At 66.3% G+C, this 19,707-nt stretch carries 18 protein-coding genes and 1 riboswitch; of the genes, 7 read left to right on the top strand and 11 right to left on the bottom strand.

Annotated features, from left to right (window positions below):
- Positions 1-85: 85 nt before the first annotated feature.
- From ruvC to AC27VE_RS01120, 5 genes are all read right to left on the bottom strand, one after another.
- Complete coding sequence (gene ruvC / locus AC27VE_RS01140; RefSeq protein WP_175177940.1) at positions 86-634, bottom strand: crossover junction endodeoxyribonuclease RuvC; 549 nt, start codon at positions 632-634, stop codon at positions 86-88.
- Positions 634-2,223 carry a bifunctional phosphoribosylaminoimidazolecarboxamide formyltransferase/IMP cyclohydrolase gene (gene purH / locus AC27VE_RS01135; protein WP_006226452.1) on the bottom strand — a complete coding sequence of 530 codons (1,590 nt, stop codon included), beginning with the start codon at positions 2,221-2,223 and terminating at the stop codon, positions 634-636. The genes ruvC and purH overlap by 1 nt, the downstream gene beginning before the upstream one ends.
- Before the next feature lie 106 nt (positions 2,224-2,329).
- On the bottom strand, positions 2,330-2,569 hold the full coding sequence (locus tag AC27VE_RS01130) for a helix-turn-helix domain-containing protein (RefSeq protein WP_006217670.1): 240 nt from the start codon (positions 2,567-2,569) through the stop codon (positions 2,330-2,332).
- 36 nt (positions 2,570-2,605) lie between these two features.
- Positions 2,606-3,631: a tRNA dihydrouridine synthase DusB gene (gene dusB / locus AC27VE_RS01125; RefSeq protein WP_167390031.1), complete on the bottom strand. Its 1,026-nt coding sequence runs from the start codon at positions 3,629-3,631 to the stop codon at positions 2,606-2,608.
- A gap of 117 nt (positions 3,632-3,748) precedes the next feature.
- The gene (locus AC27VE_RS01120) at positions 3,749-4,918 is read right to left on the bottom strand and encodes a UbiH/UbiF/VisC/COQ6 family ubiquinone biosynthesis hydroxylase (protein WP_488702845.1); all 1,170 of its coding nucleotides are present in this window, start codon (positions 4,916-4,918) and stop codon (positions 3,749-3,751) included.
- Between the two features lie 80 nt (positions 4,919-4,998).
- Between AC27VE_RS01120 and AC27VE_RS01115 the strand changes: the two genes are divergently transcribed.
- Positions 4,999-5,463 carry a TM2 domain-containing protein gene (locus AC27VE_RS01115; RefSeq protein WP_280025889.1) on the top strand — a complete coding sequence of 155 codons (465 nt, stop codon included), beginning with the start codon at positions 4,999-5,001 and terminating at the stop codon, positions 5,461-5,463.
- Between the two features lie 20 nt (positions 5,464-5,483).
- Here AC27VE_RS01115 and AC27VE_RS01110 read toward each other — a convergent pair whose 3' ends face one another.
- Positions 5,484-6,827, bottom strand: a complete 1,344-nt coding sequence (locus AC27VE_RS01110) for an aminopeptidase P N-terminal domain-containing protein (protein WP_488702844.1) — start codon at positions 6,825-6,827, stop codon at positions 5,484-5,486.
- 134 nt (positions 6,828-6,961) lie between these two features.
- A riboswitch (yybP-ykoY riboswitch) is annotated at positions 6,962-7,126 on the top strand.
- A gap of 79 nt (positions 7,127-7,205) precedes the next feature.
- On the opposite strand from AC27VE_RS01110, the gene AC27VE_RS01105 reads away from it, so the two are divergent.
- The 5 genes from AC27VE_RS01105 to AC27VE_RS01085 all read left to right on the top strand — a co-directional run bounded on the left by AC27VE_RS01105 (position 7,206) and on the right by AC27VE_RS01085 (position 14,356).
- Positions 7,206-8,210 (top strand): sodium:calcium antiporter, encoded by a 1,005-nt coding sequence (locus AC27VE_RS01105; RefSeq protein ID WP_006226457.1) that lies wholly within the window; start codon positions 7,206-7,208, stop codon positions 8,208-8,210.
- 461 nt (positions 8,211-8,671) lie between these two features.
- Positions 8,672-9,007 carry a hypothetical protein gene (locus AC27VE_RS01100; RefSeq protein WP_006226458.1) on the top strand — a complete coding sequence of 112 codons (336 nt, stop codon included), beginning with the start codon at positions 8,672-8,674 and terminating at the stop codon, positions 9,005-9,007.
- Positions 9,008-9,424: 417 nt separating this feature from the next.
- Entirely contained in the window at positions 9,425-12,232 is a 2,808-nt protein-coding gene (gene mgtA / locus AC27VE_RS01095) for a magnesium-translocating P-type ATPase (protein WP_488702843.1), read from the top strand.
- 52 nt (positions 12,233-12,284) lie between these two features.
- Positions 12,285-13,388 (top strand): porin, encoded by a 1,104-nt coding sequence (locus AC27VE_RS01090; protein WP_488702842.1) that lies wholly within the window; start codon positions 12,285-12,287, stop codon positions 13,386-13,388.
- Positions 13,389-13,483: 95 nt separating this feature from the next.
- Entirely contained in the window at positions 13,484-14,356 is an 873-nt protein-coding gene (locus AC27VE_RS01085) for a cytochrome c oxidase assembly protein (protein ID WP_488702841.1), read from the top strand.
- Between the two features lie 18 nt (positions 14,357-14,374).
- On the opposite strand, the gene galU is transcribed toward AC27VE_RS01085, so the two are convergent.
- Positions 14,375-15,226, bottom strand: a complete 852-nt coding sequence (gene galU / locus AC27VE_RS01080) for a UTP--glucose-1-phosphate uridylyltransferase GalU (protein WP_006227684.1) — start codon at positions 15,224-15,226, stop codon at positions 14,375-14,377.
- Positions 15,227-15,283: 57 nt separating this feature from the next.
- On the opposite strand from galU, the gene AC27VE_RS01075 reads away from it, so the two are divergent.
- Positions 15,284-16,807, top strand: a complete 1,524-nt coding sequence (locus AC27VE_RS01075) for a M48 family metalloprotease (RefSeq protein ID WP_488702840.1) — start codon at positions 15,284-15,286, stop codon at positions 16,805-16,807.
- Between the two features lie 42 nt (positions 16,808-16,849).
- Here the strand turns inward: AC27VE_RS01075 and AC27VE_RS01070 are convergent, their stop codons facing one another.
- The 4 genes from AC27VE_RS01070 to AC27VE_RS01055 form a co-directional block, all read right to left on the bottom strand.
- A complete protein-coding gene (locus tag AC27VE_RS01070; RefSeq protein WP_427957091.1) occupies positions 16,850-17,950 on the bottom strand; it encodes a YheT family hydrolase in 1,101 nt (366 codons plus the stop codon).
- 17 nt (positions 17,951-17,967) lie between these two features.
- Positions 17,968-18,390, bottom strand: coding sequence for a YybH family protein (locus AC27VE_RS01065; protein WP_006227687.1), 423 nt, complete (start codon positions 18,388-18,390; stop codon positions 17,968-17,970).
- 35 nt (positions 18,391-18,425) lie between these two features.
- Positions 18,426-18,644, bottom strand: coding sequence for a zinc-finger domain-containing protein (locus AC27VE_RS01060; protein WP_006227688.1), 219 nt, complete (start codon positions 18,642-18,644; stop codon positions 18,426-18,428).
- Positions 18,645-18,735: 91 nt separating this feature from the next.
- Positions 18,736-19,656, bottom strand: a complete 921-nt coding sequence (locus tag AC27VE_RS01055; RefSeq protein WP_006227689.1) for a branched-chain amino acid transaminase — start codon at positions 19,654-19,656, stop codon at positions 18,736-18,738.
- Positions 19,657-19,707 lie beyond the last annotated feature (51 nt).

The following is a 19,707-nucleotide window of genomic DNA, read 5'->3' as shown; positions in this document are numbered from 1 at the left end:
GATGAAGGCCTGGTAAAGGGGTAGGGCAGGAGAGGCGCGCGGAATGCGCGGCGAATGCGGGCATTCTATACGCGCAAGGGCGCGTTCAGCCGATCAGGCGTCCGTTACGGATACGCGTCTTGCCGCTCATGCGCAGCGACGTGCCCAGGCGTTCCAGCTTGTCCTGCAGCGGTCCGACGTGGGCGTGGCAGATGGCGCAAGCCAGCGCGTCGGCGGAGTCGGGGGCGGGCGTGCCGTCCAGCGCAAGCAAGTGCTGCACCATCATCTGCACCTGCTCCTTGGCGGCGCGTCCGGTGCCGACCACGGCTTTCTTGATCTGCAGCGCGGTGTACTCGTGGACAGCCAGCGAACTGTCGGCCAGCGCGCACAGCGCTGCGCCCCGCGCCTGCCCCAGCAGCAGGGTGGACGCGGGGTTGGTGTTCATGAAGACGATTTCCAGCGCGGCGACGTCGGGTTGCGTGTCGCGCGCCACCTGGCGCAGGTTGTCCAGGATGACTTTCAGGCGTTCGGCCAACGTCAGCGCCGGCGGGACCACGATGGTCCCGCTGGCCACGTACCGCAGCCGCGAGCCGTCGGCATCGATCACACCGAAACCGGTGCGGCGCAAGCCGGGATCGATGCCGAGGACGCGCATCAGTGGCGGAAGTGGCGGGTGCCGGTCAGCACCATGGCGATGCCATGCTCGTCGGCCGCGGCGATGACTTCGTCGTCGCGCATGCTGCCGCCGGGTTGGATCACGCAGGTCGCGCCTGCCGCCACCACCACGTCCAGGCCGTCGCGGAACGGGAAGAACGCGTCAGACGCCACGGCCGAGCCCTTCAGGGTCAGGCCGGCGTTTTCCGCCTTGATCGACGCGATGCGGGCCGAGTCGATGCGGCTCATCTGGCCGGCGCCCACGCCGAGCGTCATGCCGCCGCCCACGAAGACGATGGCGTTGGACTTGACGTACTTGGCGACCTTCCAGGCAAAGGCCAGGTCGTTCATTTCCTGCTCGGTGGGCTGGCGCTTGCTGACCACCTTGAGCGCATCGCGCGGCACGTTGTAGGCGTCCGGGCTTTGCACCAGCCAGCCGCCGCCCACGCGCTTGATGTCCATGGCGTTCTGGCCCACGCCCATCGGCACTTCCAGCACGCGCACGTTCTTCTTGGCGGCCAGGATGGCCAGCGCGGCGCCGTCATACGCCGGGGCCAGCAGCACTTCCAGGAACTGGGCACTGACGGCTTCGGCCGTCGCGGCGTCCACGGGGCGGTTGAAGGCGATGATGCCGCCGAACGCGGAGGTCGGGTCGGTCTTGAATGCTTGCTGGTACGCGCCCAGCGTGTCGGCCGCCACGGCGACGCCGCAGGGGTTGGCATGCTTGACGATGACGCAGGCAGGCACGTCGAAGCTGCGCGCGCATTCCCATGCGGCATCCGCATCGGCGATGTTGTTGTAGGACAGTTCCTTGCCCTGCAACTGGCGGTAGTTGCCCAGCAGGCCGGCCGGACGCTGCGCGTCCACGTAGAAGGCGGCGGTCTGGTGCGGATTCTCGCCGTAGCGCAGCGCCTGCTCCTGCTTGACCTGCAGGGTCAGCGTGCCGGGCCATTCGGTGCGCGCCGGGACCGCTTCCTGGGCCGGTTCGGCTTCGGTCAGGCTGGTCAGGTAGGCGGCGATGGCGCCGTCGTAGGCGGCGGTGTGGGCGTAGACCTTCGAGGCCAGCGCCAGGCGCAGGCCGTAGGAGGTGCTGCCGTTCTTGTCCATTTCCGACAGCACACGCGAATAATCGATCGGGTCGATCACGACCGTCACGCCGCCGGCTTCCGTGCCGTGGTTCTTGGCGGCGGCGCGCAGCATGGCCGGGCCACCGATGTCGATGTTCTCGACCGCATCGGCGAACGTGCAGTCCGGCTTGGCGACGGTTTCACGGAAGGGGTACAGGTTGACCACCAGCATGTCGATGCGATCGATGCCCGCCGCCTTGATGGTGTCCATGTGCTCGGCGCTGTCCCGGCGCGCCAGCAGGCCGCCGTGGATCTTGGGGTGCAGCGTCTTGACGCGGCCATCCAGGATTTCCGGCGAACCCGTGTGGGCAGCCACTTCGGTGACGGTCAGGCCGGCGTCGGCCAGCAACTTGGCGGTGCCGCCAGTCGACAGCAGGCGCACGCCACGCGCGGCCAGGGCGCGGGCAAATTCAACGATGCCGGTCTTGTCGGACACCGAAAGCAGGGCGGTTTCGATTTTCATGGTGGGGGACGGGAGTCGGGCGCAGCGCCTTTCTCGTTCAGGTCGGGATGGGAAATCGGAGGACGGGGCGGACGGCGCCCGGCAAGGGGCCGTCCACGCGGAAAAGCTATACCTGGATATTGTGCGCCAGCAACTTCTTGCGCAGGGTGTTGCGGGTGATGCCCAGCATTTCGGATGCCCGCGACTGGTTGCCGCCCGACCGCTCAAGCGCTACTTCAAGCACCGGGCGCTCCACACAGCGCATCACCATGTCCCACATATCGTGGGGCTCGGATTCACCCAAGTCTTCGAAATAGCGCTCCAGGCTGGCGCGCACGCATTCTTCCAGGACATCTTTCTTGCTCATTTGAGTACAGATATTTTTATGTTGGTGTTGAGGCGGTCATGCCGCCAGCAGGGCTTCTGCGACCGGCGCCGGATGGGGCTCGCCGTCGCGCGAGATGATGTCGAACCAATCAGACACCGCCCGCCACTGGTCGCGGGTGTTGTCGATCAGGTTCATGCGGGCGCAGAACGAATCCGCGCCCGGCAGGCCGTCCAGATACCAGCCGATATGCTTGCGCGCCGTGCGTACGCCGGTGTGCTCGCCATAGAACCGGTAATGGTCGTCGAGATGTTCGAGCAACAGCTCGCGCATTTCCCCATAGGAGGGAGGGGCCAGTGTTTCGCCCGTGCGCAGGTAGTGGTCGATTTCGCGGAAAATCCAGGGACGGCCCTGGGCCGCCCGGCCAATCATGACCGCGTCGGCGCCAGTGTAATCCAGGACGTGCCTGGCTTTTTCAGGTGAGTCGATATCCCCGTTTGCGATCACGGGAATCGTCAGCTCGGCCTTGACGGCGCGGATAGTGTCATATTCCGCCTCGCCCGTATAGAGGTCGGCGCGCGTGCGGCCATGCAAGGTCAGGGCCGCGATGCCGGCGTTTTCGGCCAGTTTCGCCACGCGCAAGGCGTTGCGGCTTTCACGGTCCCAGCCGGTGCGGGTCTTCAGCGTGACCGGCACGCCCAGCGGCGCGCATGCCGACACGACGGCGTCCAGGATGCGGACGATCAGGTCTTCGTGGCGCAGCAGCGCCGAGCCGGAGGCCACATTGCAGACCTTCTTCACCGGGCATCCCATGTTGATGTCGATGATCCGGGCGCCCTTGCCGGCGTTGAAGACGGCGGCTTCGGCCATCATGGCCGGGTCGGCGCCCGCGATCTGCACGGAAATGGGGGCGATCTCGCCGTCGTGGTTCAGGCGGCGGGACGTCTTGACGCTATCCCACAGCTTGGGGTTGCTGGCGGCCATTTCCGACACGGCATAGCCGGCCCCCAACTTCTTGCAAAGTTGCCGGAAAGGGCGGTCCGTCACGCCCGCCATGGGCGCGACAAGAACGTTGTTGGGAAGGGTCCATTGGCCTATGCGCATGGTCACATTTTAACCGGCTCGATCGAACCCCCGTTTTCAGCTGGCAACAGCTTGGTAACAAACGGGGGCGAAAGCAGTCGATTCCGACCCCCGGGCGGGGGCGGAACGAGAGCGGAATCAGGCGCGGAAACCTTGCAGCAGATGTTGGGCCAGCGGCGCGCGCAACGGGGAGGCCAGATCCATCCCCAGCAAGGCCAGCCCGCACGCATGCTCCACCGGGGCCAGGCCGGTGGCGAACACGCGGGGCATCAGGTCGGTCAGGCCGGCGGTGATGAAGCGGTCGACCTGGCGCGCTTGCGCGAACTCCGCCAACAGGGCGGTGGGACTGGCCTCGGGGCGGGCCAGCCAGCCCGCCAGCGTCTGAGCCAGGCGGGCGGCGTCGCGCAGCCCCAGGTTCAGGCCCTGGCCCGCGACCGGGTGGAGGGTCTGGGCGGCATTGCCGATGGCGGCCACGCGGCCTTGCACTTGCGCCCGGCGGGCGGCCAGCGACAGCGGAAAGACATGGCGCGGCGCCTGGCTGGACAGCCGGCCCAGGCGGTCGCCGAAGGCGGCCGACAGCGCCTTCGAGAAAGCCGTGTTGTCCAGCGCGGCCAGTTCGGTGGCGCGATCCGGGGCGCTGCACCACACGACGGAATAGGCATCCGGCGTCTGCGGGTGGGGCAGCAAGGCCAGCGGTCCTTCGGCGGTGAAGCGTTCCCAGGCCCAGCCGCGGCGCGGCAGGGTGGCATGGGCGGTGGTCAGCACCGCGTGCTGGCCGTAGTCGCGGCGTACGTCGGCCGCGCCCGCGCCGTCGGACTGCACGGCGACCTGGCAAAGCAGCGTGGTGTCGCCCTGCACGATGCGCACTCCGCCCGCGTCCTGGCTGTCCACGCGCGCGGCAGGACCCGGCAGGACGGTGACGCCACAGGCGGCCACGCATTCGTCCAGCTTGGCGTGCAGCCCCGAATAGGCGACGACGCTACCCAGCTGCGGCACGCCGAAGTCGGTGTTCTGGATCACGGTGCGGCCCAGCCGTCCGCGCTGCGAGACATGAATGTTGCGGATGTCGGCCGAACGTTCGGGCCAGGCATGCAGCGATTCCAGCAGCACGCGGCTGCCATGGTTCATGGCCAGCACGCGGGGGTCGGCCGCGGGCACGGCCGCGGCCGGCGTCGCCGGGGCGGGCGCAGCGCCCGCGAGCAGCGCGATGCGCGCCGGATCCGGCGCCACGCGCGCCAGCATCAGGGCCAGAACGCGGCCCACGGGGCCGGCGCCAAGAATCGCAATGTCGAAGGCGGGTGCAGTCATGTCCCGATTTTAACCGTCCACTACAATCCGGGACAGCCAGCGCGGTGGGTCGCGCGGCCCACCCCACCCGGTTGATCGATATGACGCAGGTTCAGGCTTCCCCTTCGCTGTCCGCCGTATCCGCTCGCCGCCCGCGCGGCAAAGTCGCCGTGGGGCTGCTGGCCTGCCTGTTCGGCTGGCTGGGCGCCCATTGGTGGTATCTGGGCCGGCGCCACGCCTGGCTGGTCACCGCACTGTCGCTCGTCTGCCTGTTCTGCGCGTTTCGCTTCTACCCCGTCTGGTACGACAACCCCGCGTTCTTCCTGGTCTTCATTCCGATGATCGACGGGTTCATCGAAAGCGCGGTGTTCTCGCTGATGCCGGACGAGAAATTCGACCGTCTGTATAACCCCGAGCTGGGCCGCCCCACCGCCACGGGATGGGGGCCGGTGCTGGTCGCCATCCTGGCCTGCCTGGTGGGCTCGGTCGTCTCGATGTTCGCCATCGCCATGGTGGTGGTCTACGTCTGGGTGGCGATGGGCTGGCTGGACGGGCTGGTGCTGTAGGGTCGGGGCTGTGGGGCCGGCTATTCGCGCATCAGCGCTTCGATCTCGCTGGCCTCTACCGGCACGCCACGGGTGATCAGTTCACAGCCTTCATCCGTCACCAGCGCATCGTCCTCGGTGCGGATACCGATATTCCAGTAGATTTCCGGCACGTCGTCCGCCGGGCGCACATAGATGCCCGGCTCGATCGTCAGCATCATCCCGCGCTCCAGCTTGCGCCAGGGGCGGTCGGCGCCCTGGGCGGGGCCCGGCTGGCGGTAGTCGCCCACGTCATGGACGTCCAGGCCCAGCCAGTGGCCGGTGCGGTGCATGTAGAAGCGGCTGTAGTCGCCGGATTCCAGCACCCCGTCCAGCGATCCCTTCAACAGCTTTAAGTCCAGCATGCCTTGCGCCAGCACGCGCAGCGCGGCTTCGTGGCCGTCGTTGAAGGTGCGGCCGGGGGCGGTGGCCTGGGCCGCCGCTTCCTGCGCCGCCACCGTCAGATCGTACAGTGCGCGCTGCGGGCCGCTGTAGCGGCCGTTCACGGGAAAGGTCCGGGTGATGTCGCTGGCGTAGCTGTCCACCTCGCAGCCGGCGTCGATCAGCACCAGGTCGCCGTCGCGCAGCACGGCTTCGCCCGCCGGGTAGTGCAGCACGCAGGCGTTGGCGCCCGTCGCGACGATGCTGTTGTAGGCCACGGCCTGGGCGCCGTGGCGACGGAATTCATACAGCAGCTCGGCTTCCAGCTCGTACTCGTGCATACCGGCGCGGGCGACGCGCATGGCGCGCGCGTGCGCCCCGGCCGAGATCTTGGCGGCGCGCCGCATCGCGGCGATTTCGGCCGGGTCCTTGATCAACCGCATTTCCGCCAGCAGCGGGCGGATGTCCTGTTGGCGCGAAGGCGGCGCGTGGCCGGCGCGGCTGGCGTCGCGCGCCGTAGCCAGCCAGCGGTGCAGGCGGCCGTCCGTGCGCTTGTCGCCGGCTAGCGGCGCGTACAGGGTGGGGTGGTCCAACATCAGCGTGGGCACCACTTCGTCCAGGGCGTCCAGCGCGTGCGCATCGTCGAAACCGAAATAGGCGGCGGCCGCTTCGGGGCCGAAGCGCTTGCCTTCCCAGATCTCGTGTTCCACGTGGCGCGGGCGGCAGAACAGCACGGCGCGGTCGGTCGCTCCTGCGATCAGCACCAGCCAGGCACCGGGTTCGGTGAACCCGGTGAGGTAGAAGAAATCGCTGTCGTGACGGTACGGGAATTCGGCGTCGCGGTTGCGGATTGCCTCGGGGGCGGTGCTCAGGATGGCGATGCCGCCGCCGTCGGCGCGCATCCGGTCCATCAGGCGTTGGCGCCGGGCGGCGAAGGGGGCGATGTCGGCGGGAGGCAGGCTCATGGCGGGCAGGGGCGCGAACCCCGCGAAGGTGTGGATGCGGCTTACTTTACCCCGCTATCGCGCGGAAACAACAGCGGGTGGGGTTCCCGCGGCGTCCGCGCGGGATTCACTGGACCGTCAGATTCGCGCTGCTACAATCGCGGCTCTGTCATTGGGGAGTAGCCATCCTTTGTCCCCAAAGGAGTTAGCGTCAACAGACTTGGTGGTTCAGGGCCGCGTAGCGGTTGCTAGAACTCCATGGCGCTAACGGTTTCCATGCAAGCGGCCTGCCCGCCGCATGGATCAGCCAGGCGAGACCTTTGGCCGCGTTGCGTTCACCCTAGCCGGGCGAGCCGCAGCGTCGCGCCAATTGGTTTCTGCTCGTCCGGCTGCGTTCATATGTTGCTCACCCTGTTTCTGTTTTTCCTGTCTGCGGCAGTGATTTACTTCGCCTGCGAATTCTTCGTCAATGGCGTTGAATGGGTCGGACACCGCTTCCATCTGGGCGCCACCGCCACCGGCACCGTGCTGGCCGCGTTCGGCACCGCATTGCCGGAAAGCGCGGTCACCTTCATGGCCGTCATGTTCGGCGACACCCCGGAGCAGAAAGACATCGGCGTCGGCGCGGCCATGGGCGGCCCCCTGGTGCTGGCGACCCTGGCGTACGCCGTAGTGGGCTTCGCCCTGTGGCGCGCTCGCCGGGGCCAGACGACGCAAGCCAACTGTATCAACGCGGACCAGCGCCGGCTGGCCCGCGACCAGGCCTGGTTCATGGGCATCTTCATCTTCAAGGTGGGCCTGGGCCTGCTGGCCTTCGCGTGGAAGCCCTGGCTGGGCATCCTGTTCCTGGCGACGTACGGCCTGTACATCAAGCGCGAACTGAGCCATGACGAGGAACGGACCGACAGCGAGGACCTCGAGCCGCTCAAGCTGCGCCCCCGCGATGAGGACCCGACCATGTTCTGGGCCGCGACGCAGACGATCCTGGCGCTGGTGGTCATCGCGGGCGCCTCGCACGTGTTCGTCAACCAGATCGAAGTGCTGGGCATTTTCATGGGCGCGTCGCCGCACGTGGCCGCCTTGCTGCTGGCGCCCGTCGCCACCGAATTGCCCGAAATCATGAATGCGCTGATCTGGGTGCGCCAAGGCAAGGAACGCCTGGCGCTGGCCAACATCTCGGGCGCGATGATGATCCAGGCCACCATCCCCAGCGCCTTGGGTATTTTCATGACGCCGTGGCTGCTGGATGCCCCCTTGCTGGCCGCGGGCCTGTTCACGATGCTGTCGATCGGCCTGCTGTGGCTGCGTTTCCGCCGCTCGGTGATGAGCGTGCCGGCGTTGTCGGCGGTGGGCGGCTTCTATGCCTTGTTTGCGGCATATCTGGGGTGGCACTTCTACGCCTGATCCCGGACCCTGGTGCGAATTGCGGCGCAGGCTCAGCGGGGCCTGCGCCGCTTTTGCATTTTTTGGCGGTTTTCCGGGCAGTTAAGGCCCATAAACCTTGTCCATCAGTGGAAACCCGCGTAAACTTCCGTGGTTATCCATCCCAGGAGCAGTCTTCGTGAATACCGATTCCGGCGAAAGTAGTCGATCTTGCATCGACCTCGCTGTCTGACAGGAAACACGCAGAACTCCATCTGCCGCATCCTGTCATGCAGGTTGCGGCGTATCCCAAGCCTCGGGCGCGAGTCCAGGCAATAGCGCAGGCCTTCGGCTTGCCGGGAATCTCCCCAACGTAAACCGCCAGAACCGCCGCTTGCCGCAGCGCCAGCGTTCGTGCACGTCTTGTGTTCGTCCGTCATGCGCCGCGCAGTTGCGCTCGCGTACTCGCGATCACGCTCCCCATTCTTGCAATGGAGGTCGTTATGCGTTTCTTCGACTTGTTCCTACGCCGCGCTGGCGTGGACCGCGCCACCGCCCTGGGCCGCCGCCGCGGCACTTCGCGCTTGACGGTCATCTGTCCGCGCGACGAACTGGGCGCCTTGCGCAAGCAGATCTGCCTGGACTTCAGCGCCGCCGGCCTGGATGTCTCGCAAGTGCAGATCGACCAAGGCCAGGACCCGAGCATGGCGTCGGCTTGCATCACCGTCAATTGCCCCCCGGAACTGCGGGCGGAACTGATGTCGCAAGCGCGCCGCCTGAGCGCCAATCCCGCCGTGCGCCACGTGCATTTCGGTGCGCAAGCCGCCGCAATGGCCTGACGCCAGCGCCTATCCCCACAGGAGAGATCATGCCTAGTGCCTTAGACCCCGAACCTCGATCGCGCCAAGTGCATGGCGCCGGCATGCCTGTCTGACCTGTCATCTCCCTGCGAGCCGACCGGCCGGACAGTCATCCCGGTTCCGACGGACTCCGCAGCAAAGAATCCCCGGCCACGCCCCCAGAGGCCAACGGCGCCGGTTCCGATTCCCTAGCTAGCCCCCTTTCCGTTTTCCGCACCCGGCGCGACTTCGACGCGATCCGGACACCGGCAACTTTGCCCCGGTGCCTGCGCACGCCTGTACGTGGCGGATTGACGGCTTTCCCGCGAAAGCCGCGGCCCGCTGCTGCCCGCGCGCAGGCCGAGGGGCAGGCGCGCCCGTGTCTCCGACAACAACACTAAAAACCGGAGCACTCCGATGTTTACGTTCCTGAAATCGTTTTTTTCTTCCGCCGCCGGCCGACGGCGCGCAGGCCGCCACTTCCGGCGGTCCCCCATGCTTGAGCAAGGCGGCCATACCGTTGCGGCGTCCGCCGCTTCCGACACGTCGCGCCGCGCCAACCGCCGCATGCTCGACATGTCCCGCATGGGCATGGATGCCTTGTTTTCGCTGCTGGGCAGCGGCCGGGGAGGCCTGTCGGAAGTCCAGGCGCAGACCGCGCGCGAGCGCCACGGCGCCAACGAGGTCGACCACGAGAAGCCCCTGTCCTGGCCCGCCCACCTGTGGCTGTCCTACCGCAACCCGTTCAACCTTCTGTTGACCGCGCTGGCCGCCCTGTCGTGGCTGACCGATGTGTGGATGGCCGAACCGGACGACCAGTCCTGGACGGCAGTCGTGATCATCGGATCGATGGTCGTGATTTCGACGGTGCTGCGCTTTGCGCAGGAACTCCGTTCGAACCGGGCGGCCGAGGCGCTGAAGGCCATGGTGCAGAACACCGCCACCGTGCTGCGCAGCGGCCCGATGGCGTCAGCGGGGGACGGCACCGGCCACCGCCCCTACGGCGCGCCCCTGCACGAGTCCGGCTCGCGTCAGCTGGAAGTGCCGCTGGCGGAGCTGGTGCCGGGCGACGTGGTGCTGCTCTCCGCGGGCGACATGATTCCCGCCGATTGCCGCATCCTGAACGCCAAGGACCTCTTCATCGCGCAGGCTGCTCTGACGGGCGAATCGCTGCCGGTCGAAAAGCATGCCATCCAGCGCGTGGAGACCGGCAATTCGCTCGAGCTGGAGAACATGGCCTTCATGGGGACCAATGTGGTCAGTGGCTCGGGCAGCGCGCTGGTCGTGGCGACGGGGGCCAACACGTATTTCGGCCAACTGGCAGGACGCGTCACCCAGGCCACCCGCGCGCCCACGCAGTTCCAGCAGGGCATCAACCGCGTCAGCTGGGTGCTGATCCGCTTCATGCTGGTCATGGCGCCGATCGTCATGCTGATCAACGGGTTCACCAAGGGCGACTGGCTGGAAGCGCTGCTCTTCGCGCTGGCCATCGCGGTGGGGCTGACCCCCGAGATGCTGCCGATGATCGTCACGGCCACGCTCGCCAAGGGCGCATTGCGCATGTCGGGCCGTAAAGTCGTCGTCAAGCGGCTGGATGCGATCCAGAACCTGGGCGCGATGAACGTGCTGTGCACCGACAAGACCGGCACGCTCACGCAGGACCGCATCGTGCTGGAGCGCCACACCGACGTCTACGGCACCACCAGCGACGATGTGCTGGCCTACGCCTACCTGAACAGCTACTACCAGACCGGCCTGAAGAACCTGCTGGACGTGGCGGTGCTGCAGCACGCCGAAGTGCAGCGTCGCCTGAACCTGGCATCCCGCTACCGCAAGGTCGATGAGATCCCTTTCGACTTTTCGCGGCGCCGGATGTCGGTGGTGGTCAACGAGACCGAAAATGGCCGCGACCACCACGAACTGATCTGCAAGGGGGCGCTGGAAGAAATGCTGTCTGCCTGCACGCGGTTGCGCGTGGGCAGCGAGGTGCACCTGCTGACCGATTCGCGCCGGGCGGACATCCGCCGGGTGACGGCCGAGCTGAACCGCGACGGCCTGCGGGTGATCGCGGTGGGCGTCAAGGAAATGCCGCCCACGCAGGAGGTCTATGGCGTGGCGGATGAATCCGACCTGGTGCTGGTGGGCTATATCGCCTTCCTGGATCCTCCCAAGGAATCGACCGGCCCCGCGCTGGCGGCGTTGAAGGCCTCTGGCATCGAGGTCAAGGTGCTGACGGGCGACGTCGAACTGGTCACGCAGAAAGTGTGCCGTGAAGTGGATTTCGAGGTACGCAAAGTCTATCTGGGCGCCGAGATCGAGGCCATGAACGACACGCAGCTTGCCGCCGCCGTACTCGAAGCGAACGTGTTCGCCCGGCTGACGCCCGCCCACAAGGAGCGCATCGTGCGCAGCTTGCGCGCGCAGGGCAATACGGTGGGTTTCATGGGGGACGGCATCAATGATGCGCCCGCCCTGCGCGCCGCCGACGTGGGTATTTCGGTGGATTCCGCGGTGGATATTTCGAAGGAGGCGGCCGACATCATCCTGCTGGAAAAGAGCCTGATGGTGCTGGAAGACGGCGTGATCGAAGGCCGCAAGACCTTCTGCAACATGCTCAAGTACCTGAAAATGACCGCCAGCTCGAATTTCGGCAACGTGTTTTCGGTATTGGTGGCCAGCGCCTTCCTGCCTTTCCTGCCGATGCTGCCCATTCACCTGCTGCTGCAGAATTTGATGTACGACATTTCCCAGACGGCGATTCCGTTCGACAATGTCGACGAAGAACTCCTGAAAAAGCCGCAGCAATGGGACCCGGACGGCTTGGGCCGCTTCATGGTGTTCTTCGGTCCGATCAGCTCCCTCTTCGACATCGCCACCTATGCGCTCATGTGGTACGTGTTCCAGGCCAACGCGCCTGAGCATCAGACGCTGTTCCAGTCGGGCTGGTTCGTCGAAGGCTTGTTGTCGCAGACCTTGATCGTGCATATGATCCGCACCCGCAGGATCCCCTTCCTGCAAAGCCGTGCCGCATGGCCGTTGATGGCGATGACGCTCATGGTGGTGGTCATGGGCCTGATCCTGCCGTTCTCGCCGCTGGCTGAATACTTCCAGCTGCAAGCGTTGCCGTGGAGCTACTTCCCGTGGCTGGTGGGCATCTTGTTGAGCTACTGCGTGCTGACGCAACTGCTCAAGGGCATCTGGGTACGCCGCTACGGCTGGCAATAAGTCTGTGCATGCTGCGGCGGGCCGCAAGGCCCGCCGCCATCGGGAGAAGAACATGAGAATCGCATTCTGTGCCGCCGCGGTGGCAGGCGGCCTGGGGCTGCCGCTGGCGGCGCTGGCCGCCGATGAGGGATACGGCGTGCACCTGTACGGCATCGTGGACGCCGGCATGGCCGTGACGAGCGTGTCGGGGCAGGGCAGCCACAGCGGCCTGCTCAACGGCGGCCTGACGGATTCCCTTTGGGGCTTGCAGGGCGCCGAGGACCTGGGCGGAGGCTGGCATAGCCGTTTCCAGTTGGAAAGCGGCTTCAACCCGTCCAACGGCAACGCGGAGGAAGACGGCCGCTTGTTCAACTACGCGGCGTGGGTCGGGATTGGCCACGACAGCCTGGGCGAAGTCCGGTTCGGGCGCCAGCACACGATCGGCCAGCTTTACGGCAACGCGCTGGAAATCGCCTCGTGGAAGGACATGGGCATGGGCGCCACCTTCAAGGCGTCCGACAATTTCCAGTTGAGCAATATGGTCAATGTCACCTCGCCTACCTGGAACGGGTTGCAGGTGGGCGTCGGCTATTCGTTCGATGCCGGGGACCAGGGCCAGTTCCGCACGAATCAGAACAATCGCGCGCTGAGCATGGGCCTGAAGTTCGAAAGCGGGCCCTTGCTGGCCGTGGCCACGTGGGACCAACTGCGGTTGGCCCAGGCGCCCGAAGGCAGTGGCGGACGGCCCCAGGCGCTGCAATTGGGGGCCTCGTACGATTTCGAAGTGCTCAAGCTGTCCGTGGCCTGGTCGCGCCAGAAGAACGGCTATGCGGGGCTGGACGGGGGCGATCCCGACGGTTTGGGGCTGGGCTTGGGTCCGGCGCCTTTCGTGCGTGGCGGCACGGTCGACGCGTGGCTGGCGGGCGTCAGCGTACCCGTCGGCCCGGGCGCCATCCTTGTGCAATGGTCGCTGGCGCGGCCGAACTGGCATTGGGACAACGGTATGACGGCGCGCAATGCGCAGCTTGCGACCTTGGGTTATACCTACGCGTTGTCCCCGCGCACGACGCTATACGGATTTGCCGGTTACGCGTCGAACTACACGCTGGACAACCAGTTCGACCCCGCCAATTCCCACACCACGCGTGTCGGCGCGGGCATTTCGCACCATTTCTGATCCCTCCGGGCCACCGGAGCACGGGCTGGCGGGGTCTACTACAATCGGCGGGGATGGCGCATCGCGCCCGTCCCGTCTTCCCCGATGTCTTCCGGATGGCCCGTATGGATAGTCTTGAATGGCTCATACCCTGGGAGTTCTCTCCCACGCTGGTCGCTTCCTTCGTAGTGGCGATCGTGCTGTTCGTGCGCGGCCAGCGGGTTCACCATGTGACGGGTGCGCGCCGCGTCTTTTTCTGGGCGGGCCTGGTACTGCTGTACCTGTCGATGCATACGCGGGTGGACTACTACGCCGAGCGCATGTTCTTCATCCACCGCATCCAGCATCTGGTGCTGCACCATCTGGGGCCGCTGCTGGTGATGGCGGCGTTTCCGGGGCAGGTCATGCGGGCAGGGCTGCCCATGGCCTGGCGCATCCGGCTGCGTGATTTCCTGCGCACGGGCACGGGCCGCGCCACGGTCGCGGTGCTGACCAACAAGATCTTCGTGCCGACGCTGTTCGTCTTCCTGGTACTGGTCTGGCTGATTCCGTCGGTGCAGTTCTATTCCATGCTGGACTGGCGCCTGTACCGGCTGATGAACTGGTCGGTCGTGATCAGCGGCTTCATGTACTGGAACCTGATCCTGGACCGCCGTCCCGCGCCTCCTGCGGCCATGACGCCGGGCGGCCGGGTCATCTCGCCCGTGCTGACGATGCTGCCGCAAATGGTGGCGGGCGCGGTCATCGCCTTCACCGAAAGCGACATCTATCCCTTGTTCGAGCTGTGCGGCCGCGCCATCGCGATGTCCGCCCAGACCGACCAGACCATCGGCGGCCTGACCATGTGGATACCGGCGGCGCTGGTGGAGGTGATCGGCTTGATGGTGGCGCTGGGCACCTTGATGCGCCTGTCAGGCAAGGGCCGATTGCGCAAGGTTGACCGCGAGGCCCGCGCACGGGCCAAGGCGCGCGCGGCGGCATCCGCTTAGCGCGGCCTTGCGGCCTGCTTATTCCGGCAGCAGGCCGTGGTACTTCTTGCCCAGGGCCACGGTGGCCTGGAACATGCCCGCCTTGTTGCCGCAGTCGTAGCGCACGCCGTCGAAGCGGTGCGCAAACACCGCGCGTTCGCGCATCATCGAGGCGATGCCGTCGGTCAGCTGGATTTCATTGCCCGCGCCCATCTTGGTGGAGCGCAGGTGATCGAAAATGGCGGCTTCCAGCACGTAGCGGCCCACGACCGCCAGGGTGGACGGCGCAGCGTCGGGTTCGGGCTTTTCAACGATATGCGTGACGCGCTCGGTCCGGGCATCCAGCCGGGTATCGCCGCCGCGCGTGGCCACGATCCCGTATTTACGGGTGTCGGCCCGCGGCACGTCCTGCACGCCCAGTACGCTGGCGTTCTGCGCCACGGCGATGTCCACCAGCTGCTTCATGGCGGGCGTGTCGGCGTCGATCAGGTCGTCGGCCAGCAGCACGGCAAAAGGCTCGTCGCCCACGGCGGGGGCGGCCGACAGCACGGCGTGGCCCAGGCCCAGCGGGGCCGATTGCCGGATGTAGAGGCAATTCACGTGCGCAGGTAGAATGCCCCGCACCATCGCCAGCAGCTCGTGCTTGCCCTTGCTTTCCAGGTCGGATTCGAGCTCAGGCGCGGAGTCGAAGTGGTCTTCGATGGCGCGCTTGTTGCGGCCGGTCACAAAGATAAGATCGGTGATGCCCGCGGCAACGGCCTCTTCCACGGCATATTGAATCAACGGCTTGTCGACCACGGGCAGCATTTCCTTGGGCATCGCCTTGGTGGCGGGCAGGAAGCGGGTGCCCATGCCGGCGACAGGGAAAACGGCTTTACGGACGGGACGCATTGAGACCTCGTTTGGGGTATCGGTGAAACATTTTAAGCTCATCGCTATCATAGGCTTATGAACCGCAGGAAAATGCCATCCATTTGCTCTATTGCGAAACGGGGTGCGATTGCCGGACTGTGCGCCGCCTTGCTCGCCCCCTCCATCCCCGTCGCTGCCTGGGCGCAGCCGGTGGGCCTGCCCACGATGGGCGCCGCGTCCGCTGCCGATCTTTCGCCCATGCTGGAACGCAGCCTGGGCGAAGCTATCATGTCGCAAGGCCGGCGCGACCCGACTTACGTCGACGATCCTGAACTCAGCCAGTATCTGACCACCATGGGCCGCAAGCTGGCGGCCTTTGCGCCTGGCGCGGTGCCGGAAGTGGAGATGTTCGGCGTACGCGACCCCGAAATCAATGCCTTCGCCATGCCCGGCGGCTTTATCGGCATCAACACCGGGCTGATCGTCTCTTCGGGCAGCGAATCCGAGCTGGCCGCGGTGGTGGCCCACGAAATCGGCCACGTCGTGCAGCGCCACATCGCGCGCGGCATGACGCAGCAAAACCAGAACGGCATGCTGATGCTGGCCAGCCTGGCCGGCGCGCTGCTGGCGGCCCTGGCGGGCGGAGGCGGCAACCTGGCGATAGGCGTGGCCGCCTTCGGCCAGGCTGCGGCCATCAACCGCCAGCTGGGTTTTTCCCGCGATGCGGAACGCGAGGCCGATCGCGCCGGCTTCCAGATGCTGACCAAGGCCGGGTACGACGCCGAAGGCATGTCGCAGATGTTCTCGCGGCTGATGAACGCCTCCCGCCTGAACGAAGGGGCGGGCGGCGGCTCTTGGGCCAGCACCCACCCGCTGTCGATCGAGCGTATGTCCGATGTGCAGAACCGCGTGCGCTCGGCGCCGCCGTCGCGCCACGTGGATTCGGACGATTTCTGGTACGTGCGCGCCAAGATGCGCGTGGTGCAGGGGCGCGATGCCGTCAGCCTGCGCTCGGCCGGTCAGCAGTTGCAGGACGAAGCCCAGGCCTTGTCCGGCGTGCGCCAGTCGGCCGCGTATTACGGCCTGGCCCTGCAGGCCTTCCAGCGCAACAACCTGACCGAAGCCGACCGCCTGTGGAGTCTGGCCACGGCAGGGGGGCGCAATTCTGCCCAGTTGGCCAAGCTCAGCGTCGATATCGCGCTGGCCCGCAAGGAGTATCCGCGCGCGCTTGAACTGGCGCAGTCGGCCACCAAGCGCTGGCCCGACCAGCGCGCGCTGGGCATCGCCTACGCCCAGGCGCTGCAAAGCAACGGCCGCCACGCCGAGGCGCAGGACTATCTGCGCGCCAAGATCAAGCAGTGGGGCAGCGACGAGCCGAGCCTCTATCAGATGCTGGCGCAAAGCGAGGAGCGCAACGGCAAGCCGGTACAGGCCCGGCGCGATCTGGCGCGCTACTACCTCATGACCGGCGCATTCGCGGCGGCGGAATCGCAGTTGCAGCAGGCGCGTGGGCTGTCTACCGACTTCTACGAGCAATCGCAGATCGACGTGCAGATCAAGGAAGTGAAGGACAAGCTTGCCGAAGAGCGGCAATTGCTCGAGCGCTTCAAGTCGGGGTAAAGCGGCAGGGGGGAATGCCCGGGGGCGCACCCCGGGGATTTCCTACAGGCCGGTTTCGAAGAATCGGCCCAGGCGCTGCGGCAACCAGTTCAGGTGCGCCGGGAAAGGGCCCGTGGGAAAGCCCGCATGCCCGCCGTCGGTGGGCTGATGCAGCAGGATGACGGGCGCGCATTCTTCCGGCTTGGGCAGCGACGCCGCCGGGATGAACGGGTCGTTGCGGGCGTTGAGCACCAGCGTCGGCACCGAGATCTTCGGCAGCCAGGGCTTGCTGGACGCGCGCGTCCAGTAATCCAGGGCATTGCGAAAGCCATGCATCGGCGCGGTATAGGTGTCATCGAATTCGCGCAGGTCGTGTGCGTGCGCAATGCGCATCACGTCGATGGATCCGGGAAAGCGATGGGCCTTCTCCAGCACCTTGTGCTTGAGCGTCTTCAGGAAATGGGCCGAGTAGACGCGCCGGTTGAACATACCGGTCGATAGCGTCTTGCCGCAGGCGACCAGATCCAGCGGCACGGAAACCCCCGCGGCTGCGGTCAGCCAGCCAGTGTCTTCCTGGTGTTCCCCCAGATACTTGAGCAGCGCGTTGCCGCCCAGCGAGACGCCGACGGCATGCCAACGCGCATGCGGAATGCGGCTGCGCACCGTTTCCAGCAGGAAGCCCACCTCGGCGGAATCGCCGGAGTAATAGGCGCGCGCCAGGCGGTTGGGTACGCCCGAGCAACCCCGGAAGTGCGCAATCACGACGATCCAGCCGCGCGCGCGGAAATAGTGTGCGACGGACTGGGCGTAGCGGCTGTTGCTGCCGCCTTCCAGCCCGTGGAACAGGATCAGCGCGGGCGTGTCGGGCGTTTGCGGCAGCGATTTCCAGTCGGCATCCGTCATCCACCGCGCTGCGGCGGTCTTGCCATTGGCGACCGGGCCTTGCCCGCTGACGGGCGCGCCGTCGGCAGCCTTGTGCGGGAACAGGCCCGGGCCGGTCCAGTCGAAGTCCACGAAATCGGTGTCCGGCGTTTCCACCCGGTCGCGCACGAACGCGATCCGGTGGTATTGCGCGAATACCGAGGCGTAGACCGTCTGGGCATCGCCTCCGGGCAACCAGGAGGGAACGGGGCAGGGGGACGTATCTAGACGAGCAGCGGCCAACTAAAAATCCACCCGATTCAATGCAGCATGTCGGGTACGTCGTGCAAATCGAGCACCCCGGCTTCCGTGGGCGCCGGCGACGAATGGTGCATGACCATGCGCCAGCCGGTGGGGCCCTTGTGGTAGATGTTCGTGGCGTAGCAGTTTGCGAACTGCGTGCCTTCCCGCGTGCGCACCGCCACCTGCTCCACCAGCACGTGCACCGCGCACATCATGCTGAGCATGACCAGCGGGCGCAGCGGGCGGACGTGCAGCGGGCCATTGGCCAGCACCTGCTGCCAGGATTCGTTCACCGCCGAGTGGCCGACGATGCGCAGTCCGCCCGGGTGGATGCAGACGACTTCCTCGTCGTCGGCCCACACCTGCATCAGGCGGACGGTGTCCCCCAGTTCCAGGGCTTCGTAGAACGCGTGTTCGGCTTCTTCGGGGGTGGCAAACATGGCTGCGAGTGACGGGTAGGCGTTGTGCGGCGGGCTTAGTGGTGGCCGTGCAGCACGGTACCGGCTTTCAGGCGGTACTCGGCGCCGCAGTAGGCGCAGCTGGCGGAGCCGGTGCGGGCCACGTCCAGGAAGACGCGGGGGTGCATGCTCCAGAGCGGCGCCTTCGGGCCGGGACAGAACACGGGCAGGTCTTCAGCGCCGACCTCGATGACTTCGTGAGCGTGGGGGACGGCGGCCGGGGCAGCAGCGGTCATGGATATTCCTGAAAAAAGAACCGATAAACGGCAGGTTGGGGCAATGATGCGGCCCTGTCGGGGACAAGACCGCACGGGTCAGCGTCAAACTTCAGACTTTACTTAGCCAGTGATGGTACTTCGGGATGCGGCCATGCACCATGTCAAAAAATGCAATCTGCAACTTCTCGGTCACCGGGCCGCGCCGGCCTGCGCCGATCTGGCGGTTGTCGACCTCGCGGATCGGCGTGACTTCCGCGGCGGTGCCGGTGAAGAAGGCCTCATCCGCGATGTAGACGTCGTCGCGCGTCAGGCGCTTGGTGACCACGCGCAACCCGAAATCGGCGGCCAGCGCATGGATGGTCGAGCGCGTGATGCCGGTCAGGGCGGAGGCGATCTCGGGTTCGCAGAGCACGCCGTCTTTCACGATGAACAGGTTTTCGCCGGAACCCTCGGCCACGAAGCCGTCGGTGTCCAGCAGCAGGGCTTCGTCGTAGCCATCTTGCAGGGCTTCGGTATTGGCCAGGATGGAATTGGCGTAGGTGGTGGCCACCTTGGCGCGCGGCATCGTGACGTTCACGTGCTGGCGGGCGAACGACGACACCTTCACGCGGATGCCTTGCGACAGGGCGTCTTCACCCAGGTACGCGCCCCACGGCCAGGCGGCGATCGCCACATGGACGCGGGCGCCCTTGGGCGATACGCCCATCTTTTCCGGGCCGTAGAACACCAGCGGTCGCAGGTAGCCGGATTCCAGCTGGTTCTCGCGCACGACCATCCGCTGTGCTTCGTTGATCGTGTCGCGATCGAACGGCATGGGGATCTGGTAGATGTGCGCTGAATTGAACAGGCGGTTGGTGTGGTCTTCCAGGCGAAAGATGGCAGTGCCGATCTCGGACTTGTAGGCGCGCACGCCTTCGAAGACGGACAGGCCGTAGTGCAGGGAATGCGTCAGGACGTGCGTCGTCGCGTCTCGCCATGGGACGAGCTTGCCGTCATACCAGATGAAACCGTCGCGGTCAGCCATCGACATGGTCTTCTCCACACAGAGCGCCAGGACTGGCGCAGCGCGCCAGGCCCCAAG

It is taken from the genome of Achromobacter sp. 18P8.1.1, assembly GCF_057799415.1.
The sequence above is the reverse complement of the archived record's forward strand: the minus strand, read 5'-3'. Positions and strand labels throughout refer to the sequence as shown.